Source organism: Mesorhizobium sp. M2A.F.Ca.ET.067.02.1.1 (genome assembly GCF_004023285.1).
In the GTDB taxonomy this organism is placed as follows: domain Bacteria; phylum Pseudomonadota; class Alphaproteobacteria; order Rhizobiales; family Rhizobiaceae; genus Mesorhizobium.
This window is the reverse complement of record NZ_RZSB01000334.1, coordinates 1-6,305: the sequence shown is the minus strand read 5'-3', so window position 1 is coordinate 6,305 and position 6,305 is coordinate 1. Positions and strand designations below refer to the sequence as shown.

Here is a 6,305-nt window from a genome sequence, read left to right as displayed (position 1 = left end):
GGGAGACGATCTTCCGCGAGCAGGGCATGCGCCATCCCGAAATGCGCATGCGCATGCTGGACGGCTTCAACGAAGGCTGGATCGACTTTCGCGATCCGGATACGCTGGGACGTCAAGGAAGGATTGGGATCGACGAGGCGATTGCGAAGCTCGTCGGCCCGCCTGACCGTATCTAGAAACAACCAGATCCGAGCGTCGCTGCGCGCTCTGAAGGACTGGAACGAGGGCGGTCGGCCTTCAGAAATCGCTCACGGCCTGCCCGGCCGGGCCGCCCAGATAAGTGTTCCACACATAATCCCGGAGCATTTCCCGGTGCTCCGCCGTTCGATGGTGATAGCCCGGTCTTTCGGGGTAGGACACGCCGGCGAGGTGAAAGAAGGCGCCGTCGATGAACTCGTGGTGCCCGACCGCGCCGGCCATCGTCATTGGCCGCTGTTCCACGGTTGCCACGGCGACATCCGCCTCGGCAAGTTTCGAATAGAGGATCGCCCAGTTGGCTGCGCCGGTGTCGAGGCCGAGATTTATGCGGGGTTCGAAATTCAGTTTATAGGCGGCCACGGCGGAGAACCGGTAGAAGCAGTAGCCTGCCCACAAATTCCAGTGCCGATCGTCCGGCTTGGCCTTGTAGACGTGATTTTCGGTACCGTATGCCCTGCGGCCATACACGACTTTGCCGGCCAGATTGGACGGGATATCGAACGGCACGACCGGGAAGCAGTCGTGATCGATGAAGCCGAAGAACTCCGGCTTCAGATGGCGCACGATGTTGTGAAACGCCCAGGTGATCGCCGTTCCATGCGATCTCGACAGGTGTTTTTCGACCCGCATCGGCAAGGCAAGGTAGGGCACGCCGCGCATCTTGCAGATCTGTGCGATGGCCGCTCTCGCCTGGGCCTTCGTAGAATTGTCGACGACGACCAGCGTCATCCCTGGCGAATGCATCTCCCACGCCTTCGTCAAAGCATCGATCACCCAGGGTACGTTGAAGGCGACCGTGATGCACACGCGCGACACCCCGGCGTCGTGCAACTGTTTTGCAAGCAGGCGCCCAGACGCACGCCCTCGATATTCGAAGCTTTTATAGGCGAACTCGTTTCTGAGCGCCTTTAGCTGGATGACCAATCGATTTTTGCTTAGTCCGTCGGCTATTAGTTTGAGTGCCATGCTGGTTCTCGTAGGCAGCCGGCAATCGGCGGGCCTTCGCATGCCCCTTTGCTCGAAGCCGCCGAGAAATCAAGCAACTCGAGTTTCGCTGACCTAGCGACGTTAGGTCAACCTCGGGGTTTTAGCTTTTGCGAAGATCGGCCAGCGGGATGTGCGTCAGGCGTCCAGCCTAGACTCAAATCGACCCGCTGGGTTCGCCAAAAGGTTCCGTTTCGGCAATGGGCGAACAGCCGCGACAATTCCCCACGAACTTTCGTGGTTACGCTTTTGGGGCGATGCGGTGCCGTTTGGATGATCGTCGGCATCGTATTTCGTTCAGAAAGAAAACGGTGCTGTGCGCAAAGGGCCGGTGTCACCTGATAGGTTGTATTGCGGGCGCACATCAGCGAATTCGGGCTGAACAATGCGAGATCGACCGGTTCCTTCAGGCGTTTTGTCCGCTGAAGCAGCTTTTCAGCCGCAGCCTTGGAAATGACATAGCCGGCCGTACCGAGATGCTCGCCGACCAGCCGGCCAATCGAATGGCCCTTCCCAATGGACGCAAGGCGCGCCAATCTGACCTGACCGAAGAACGTCTCGAGCTTGACGATGTCGGCATCGCGCGGGACCCAACTGTCATCGGACAGGAATGGTCCGGCATCGCTCCTGAAAACGACGTCATCCTCAAAGATTGCGGTATATTGCTCGGCGCCATCTGCGATCATTTGCCAGCACTTACGATGGCTGAGAAAGCATGCAATCTCTGGCTTGGTGAGGCGGCGAGCGGCAGGAAAATTCGAGGGCTCGCTGGACGTATCGACCGCCGCAACGCGCTCAAAAGCGATGCCGATCTTCGCGAATTCGGAGGTTGCCTGGTTCAACCTGTCAGGTGATCGATCAAGGTTGATTACCAAGCATTTCATGTGTCATCCGTTCTCTCAAATCGCCTTACGAATTCCTCAGCAGGTAAATCGAACGCAGCCTTTTCCTCCATGATCTTCTCACTCGGCAGTACCACCGGATGTTGGGCATCGCTGTCAGTAGCTGACTGCGACTTGCATTCCAAGAGGTCTCATTGCCGGAACTACCTTCCCGCCTGACAGCCTCGCGATTCGGCCAAGGTGCGTACAGCCAGTTCCCTGGGCTTGTAGGTTATATCTAACAGCGGCTATGTCGCTGCACGGCTGCCGCTGAGGTTTGCAGATGTCGACGATTTCCAGATGGTTCAAGGACGCGCGTTCCAAGTTGCCGGAGCATGTGACGGTTGGCCGCCACACTTATGGCGTGACATGGCGAAAGGTCCTGTTTCCCGCAAAGGAGGCCCCGCTGCGGGTCGGGGCCTTCTGCTCGGTTGCCGGCCGGGTGCTTTTCATTTGCTCCGGCCAGCATCCGACCGCGAGCGCTACCACGTTTCCGATTTACAGCCGGCTGCTGAAGCAGCCGGAGCCGATCGCGGAGGACAGCAAGCCGGCTGGCATCACCGTGGGCAATGACGTCTGGATCGGCAATGGCGCCATGATTTTGCCGGGCGTCGAGATCGGCGACGGCGCTGTCGTCGGGGCAGGGGCGGTGGTCACGAAGAACGTGCCGCCTTACGCGATTGTCGGCGGGTCGCCGGCAAGGCTGATCAGATACCGCTTTTCGCAGGACGTCATCTCAAAGCTGCTCGCCATCCAATGGTGGCGTTGGGACGATGACAAGGTCAAACGCGAGGCGGGTCTGCTGACCGGCCCGATCGAGACTTTTATCGAGAGGCATTCTGTGGCAGGCACCGCAACGAAATGACGGGCGGCGGTTAGCGGAACGATGAAGTCGTGTTTCTTCCTGGCGACGGATGCGGGCTACTTCCCATATGCCTGCCTGACGGCGCGCCGGATACTGGATGTCTCCACCCCGATCGACGGCTTTCTGCTCTACACCGGCGCGAGCCAGGCGGATATTGAAGTCGCCCGGCATCTGCTGGAAGGCAAGGTCGAGCTGGTCGATGTCGCCGACTTCATGACGAATTTCGGCTTTCGCTTCGGAACCTACAGCATTGCCGCTTACATTCGGCTTTTCGCCGATCGGCTTCCGGTTTTCGAGCCGTATGACCGCATCGCATACACGGACTGCGACGTTCTCTTCAACCGGGACATCAATGACCTTGCCAGGCAGCGGCTGCGCGCCCCGCTGCTCGCCGCCCACGACGACTACATGTATTTCCGGCCCTCTTACCGGCAAAAGCTCAAGCTGGCGCCAGGCGCGCCATATTTCAATTCGGGCGTCGTCGTCTTCGATATGAACGCTGTCCGGGAGAATGCGCTGCTGGAGCGCACGCGAAAGACCGCTATTGACGGAAGCATGAACGACCAAAATGCCCTGAACGTCGTCTTCGAGGGCAAATGGCAGACGATGCATCCAAACTGGAACCTGCAGTCGCTCGGAGAATTGGGGGGCTTCTCGCAAGCCTGGGCCAGGCATTTCGCGGGCGGCAAGCCGTGGGGCAATCAGGTCGGGGTCGAGTTGGAAGCGCTGCGCATCTGGCGGGATCTGGCAAGGGACACGCCCTGGGGCAGGCCTTTCGAGCAGCGCATACCCTTCGAACGCGGCGTGGTGAAGCGCTTCCTCCGGCGCTTCGACGCAGTTGCCGGCCTGTTCGGCAAGGACGTGCAGCGCCGCAGGGCCAGGTATGACGGCAGCAGGATGCACGCGATCTATGCCAGGCAGGCGGATGAAGGCGCGATGGCCGTCCAGTTTCCGGAAGTGCTTGGCGGTTTCGCCTGAAAAGGCCGTCGTCTGCCTGCTGGCTCGTTCGGCCATGCGCTGTGGATATTAACCTGGCGTTTACCATGCTCCGGCGCTCGCGTTGCGGCCCGGCGCCCGACTCGCCGAAATGGAAAGGCCTGAACCCGTCAGGCAGCCCCTAAGCCCAGCGGCCGGCGTTTTCATGTACCCTACGGGATGCGTGCTTGAACGCGTTCCGCAGTATGCGCCGGCCGTAACTTCCCTTGAACGGAAAATGGAAGCCCGCCGCGGCAATGGGAAACCGCGACGGGCTTGGCGACGCCCCAACGGGACGCCATGGGAATCGAGGCTACGCCAGCAGCCCGGCGATCTTCGCCGCCTTGCGCAGCGTCTTGCGGGCTTCCACCGGGCTGCGCAGCCCGTCAAGCGCGTCACGGCAGACACGGCTCGCCGAGCGCCAGGCGCCGTCGCGCGCCTGTCCCGGCCAACGTAGGTCGAGGCATTCCATCGCCTCGAAGCAGCTCGATACCTTGCGTTGGCCGTTTGGCTGGAAATCGATCACGACTGGTTCGGAAAACCAGACATCGTTCATCACTTCCTCCGTTCTTATGATTGTCTTTTTGAGCAAGCAATCGGTGCCGGATGGCGTCCGATGCAGGTCCGTGAGGCGATTGCGGACCCGCGCATTAACCAACCATCATGCGTTAGGTTCCGAGAATTTTCATGACCGGAACGGACAGCATTCGGACAGTCTCACGGGCCGACCAATCCGTGCTCCGGACGGCTGAAAATCGTGTGACCAAAGTCACTGCAGCACCCTCGCGGACGGCGCTAATGAATCCGCAAGGCTGATGAAACGCGGGAAAACCTCTCATGATTATCGCCGTGCTTGCACTCGTCATGACCGCCGCGACGTTGATGGCGACCGCTTTCGGGCTCTACGACGAGGTCCGGCAAAACCGTTCGCATGCTGAGACGGATCATGCGCGCGTTTCGAACAGCGCGTCGCCTTCCCGTCAATCTGCGCGTTCGGTAGGTCCGACACCGCCCAGGCATGCTCACGCCGCTTTCCCTGGCCATGTGTATTTTTCGGGCTTGAATCCTGCTCTCTCCGGCTGCGTTCGCGGTGCTGGTGCTTTTGTGGCTTTTCTATCGATAGGCAGCCGCGTGTAATAAGGCGCTGCCATGCCCTATTCGACCAGCACATGCGCTTCGCGCGCGGCGACGACGAAGGCCTCCCTGGCGGCATCGGCCGTGACGTCGCCGCGGATCGCGCGGCGGCAGGCCCGCAGCGCCTCGCCATGCAGCGCACTGCCGGCATCGCGCCATTGGCCGGTCAGCAGCTCGGCGGCTTGTTCGGCGTTGGAGATGTGGCGGATTGACCCGGAAAGGCCGACGGCGACTTCAACCGGCTTGGAGAACCATCCCTGGATCATCGCGAAACCTCCCGAACATGTCGGAACACGATATTCTGCCGTTGCGTTCCGTGCCGGAACGTCAACCTAACGTGAAGCCGCCTCGCGTGGGCGGATCACGTTGCTCATCTTCCAAGCGGCCTGCGCGAAAGCTCGATCAACTCCGCCTCGTCGGTGATGCCGGCCATGTAATTGGCCAGGATGCGCGAGGCGCGTGCTTCCTTCTGCTCGGTAGTCTCGCCCTCGACGCTGCCATTCTCATAGACACGGCCAAGCATGGCCGTCTCGTCGGGAGTGAATGTGTTGCGGGCATTGGACGCGATGGACATGGCTTCCTCCTTGCGCCGGGCTCCTTTTTTGCCCGGCTAATATTAGCATGTTTGAAGGTTGAGCGTGAGTCGCTGCAAGGTATCCTTGCCATGCGCTTCGGCTGACGCCGCTCTTGCCCTGAGGCTGGCCGCTGTTTTGCCGGCCTCGTTATATTCTTGCCGAACGAGCGCTGCGCTGATACGTATTAGCAGCGCGGAATTTTTCCGAGTCTGCATTGACTTTAGCCCGAAAAAGCACCGCGCGTTCTGTCCGAGACCAGCAACCTCGACGTGGTGGCAACCGGGTTACGAAGGGGTTCTGGTCGAAAAGAAGCAGGGCAGGTCCCGCGTCCAAACCGGGGCAGGCTCATCAACGCTCTGGAATTCTGAAGCCATTGCCCCCATGGCCTTCGGAAGAGCATGAAGCATGGGGAAATCGATGGTTACCAAGAAACTTACCGCCAACGCAGAAAGCGCGGCAGCCTTTCTTGCGGTGATGGGCAACGAAAAGCGTTTGCTCATCATGAACTACCTCGCCGAGGGCGAACTCTCTGTCGGCGTGCTCGCCGACAAGGTCGAACTCAGCCAATCAGCGCTGTCGCAACACCTGGCCAAACTGCGCAGGTTTGGCCTTGTAGAAACCCGCCGTGATCGTCAAATGGTCTATTATTCCTGCAAGTCTTCGGCAGCGCGCGGACTTCTGGCGTTGCTCGAT

The 6,305-nt window shown here is 60.1% G+C and carries 9 protein-coding genes and 1 pseudogene; 5 read left to right on the top strand and 5 right to left on the bottom strand.

Annotation, left to right across the window (positions count from 1 at the left end):
* A pseudogene (locus EOA28_RS40365) lies at nucleotides 1-92 on the top strand (NmrA family transcriptional regulator); the annotation flags it as partial.
* A 145-nt stretch (nucleotides 93-237) separates the two neighbouring features.
* Here EOA28_RS40365 and EOA28_RS21180 read toward each other — a convergent pair.
* Both EOA28_RS21180 and EOA28_RS21175 read right to left on the bottom strand, forming a co-directional pair.
* Nucleotides 238-1,164 (bottom strand): hypothetical protein, encoded by a 927-nt coding sequence (locus EOA28_RS21180; RefSeq protein WP_126078156.1) that lies wholly within the window; start codon nucleotides 1,162-1,164, stop codon nucleotides 238-240.
* Nucleotides 1,165-1,271: 107 nt separating this feature from the next.
* On the bottom strand, nucleotides 1,272-2,066 hold the full coding sequence (locus EOA28_RS21175) for a glycosyltransferase family 25 protein (RefSeq protein WP_127251880.1): 795 nt from the start codon (nucleotides 2,064-2,066) through the stop codon (nucleotides 1,272-1,274).
* A 280-nt stretch (nucleotides 2,067-2,346) separates the two neighbouring features.
* Between EOA28_RS21175 and EOA28_RS40940 the strand changes: the two genes are divergently transcribed.
* Nucleotides 2,347-2,928, top strand: coding sequence for a CatB-related O-acetyltransferase (locus EOA28_RS40940; protein ID WP_127251879.1), 582 nt, complete (start codon nucleotides 2,347-2,349; stop codon nucleotides 2,926-2,928).
* Nucleotides 2,929-2,949: 21 nt separating this feature from the next.
* Nucleotides 2,950-3,906, top strand: a complete 957-nt coding sequence (locus EOA28_RS21165; protein ID WP_127251878.1) for a glycosyltransferase — start codon at nucleotides 2,950-2,952, stop codon at nucleotides 3,904-3,906.
* Between the two features lie 310 nt (nucleotides 3,907-4,216).
* Here the strand turns inward: EOA28_RS21165 and EOA28_RS21160 are convergent, their stop codons facing one another.
* Complete coding sequence (locus tag EOA28_RS21160; RefSeq protein WP_042638153.1) at nucleotides 4,217-4,459, bottom strand: DUF982 domain-containing protein; 243 nt, start codon at nucleotides 4,457-4,459, stop codon at nucleotides 4,217-4,219.
* Nucleotides 4,460-4,740: 281 nt separating this feature from the next.
* Between EOA28_RS21160 and EOA28_RS21155 the strand changes: the two genes are divergently transcribed.
* Nucleotides 4,741-5,040 (top strand): hypothetical protein, encoded by a 300-nt coding sequence (locus EOA28_RS21155; RefSeq protein WP_127251877.1) that lies wholly within the window; start codon nucleotides 4,741-4,743, stop codon nucleotides 5,038-5,040.
* Nucleotides 5,041-5,057: 17 nt separating this feature from the next.
* On the opposite strand, the gene EOA28_RS21150 is transcribed toward EOA28_RS21155, so the two are convergent.
* Nucleotides 5,058-5,303: a DUF982 domain-containing protein gene (locus EOA28_RS21150; protein WP_126061703.1), complete on the bottom strand. Its 246-nt coding sequence runs from the start codon at nucleotides 5,301-5,303 to the stop codon at nucleotides 5,058-5,060.
* A gap of 104 nt (nucleotides 5,304-5,407) precedes the next feature.
* The gene (locus EOA28_RS21145) at nucleotides 5,408-5,611 is read right to left on the bottom strand and encodes a hypothetical protein (protein WP_126078151.1); all 204 of its coding nucleotides are present in this window, start codon (nucleotides 5,609-5,611) and stop codon (nucleotides 5,408-5,410) included.
* A gap of 418 nt (nucleotides 5,612-6,029) precedes the next feature.
* On the opposite strand from EOA28_RS21145, the gene EOA28_RS21140 reads away from it, so the two are divergent.
* A partial coding sequence (locus EOA28_RS21140; RefSeq protein ID WP_148670786.1) for a metalloregulator ArsR/SmtB family transcription factor occupies nucleotides 6,030-6,305 on the top strand: 276 nt, incomplete at its 3' end.

Excerpts from the sequence above, each read along its gene's own strand:
- EOA28_RS21150 (WP_126061703.1), bottom strand. The coding sequence starts at position 5,303 with ATGATCCAGGGATGGTTCTCCAAGCCGGTTGAAGTCGCCGTCGGCCTT.
- EOA28_RS21165 (WP_127251878.1), top strand. The coding sequence starts at position 2,950 with ATGAAGTCGTGTTTCTTCCTGGCGACGGATGCGGGCTACTTCCCATAT.
- EOA28_RS21155 (WP_127251877.1), top strand. The coding sequence starts at position 4,741 with ATGATTATCGCCGTGCTTGCACTCGTCATGACCGCCGCGACGTTGATG.
- EOA28_RS21175 (WP_127251880.1), bottom strand. The coding sequence starts at position 2,066 with ATGAAATGCTTGGTAATCAACCTTGATCGATCACCTGACAGGTTGAAC.
- EOA28_RS21180 (WP_126078156.1), bottom strand. The coding sequence starts at position 1,164 with ATGGCACTCAAACTAATAGCCGACGGACTAAGCAAAAATCGATTGGTC.
- EOA28_RS21160 (WP_042638153.1), bottom strand. The coding sequence starts at position 4,459 with ATGAACGATGTCTGGTTTTCCGAACCAGTCGTGATCGATTTCCAGCCA.
- EOA28_RS21145 (WP_126078151.1), bottom strand. The coding sequence starts at position 5,611 with ATGTCCATCGCGTCCAATGCCCGCAACACATTCACTCCCGACGAGACG.
- EOA28_RS40940 (WP_127251879.1), top strand. The coding sequence starts at position 2,347 with ATGTCGACGATTTCCAGATGGTTCAAGGACGCGCGTTCCAAGTTGCCG.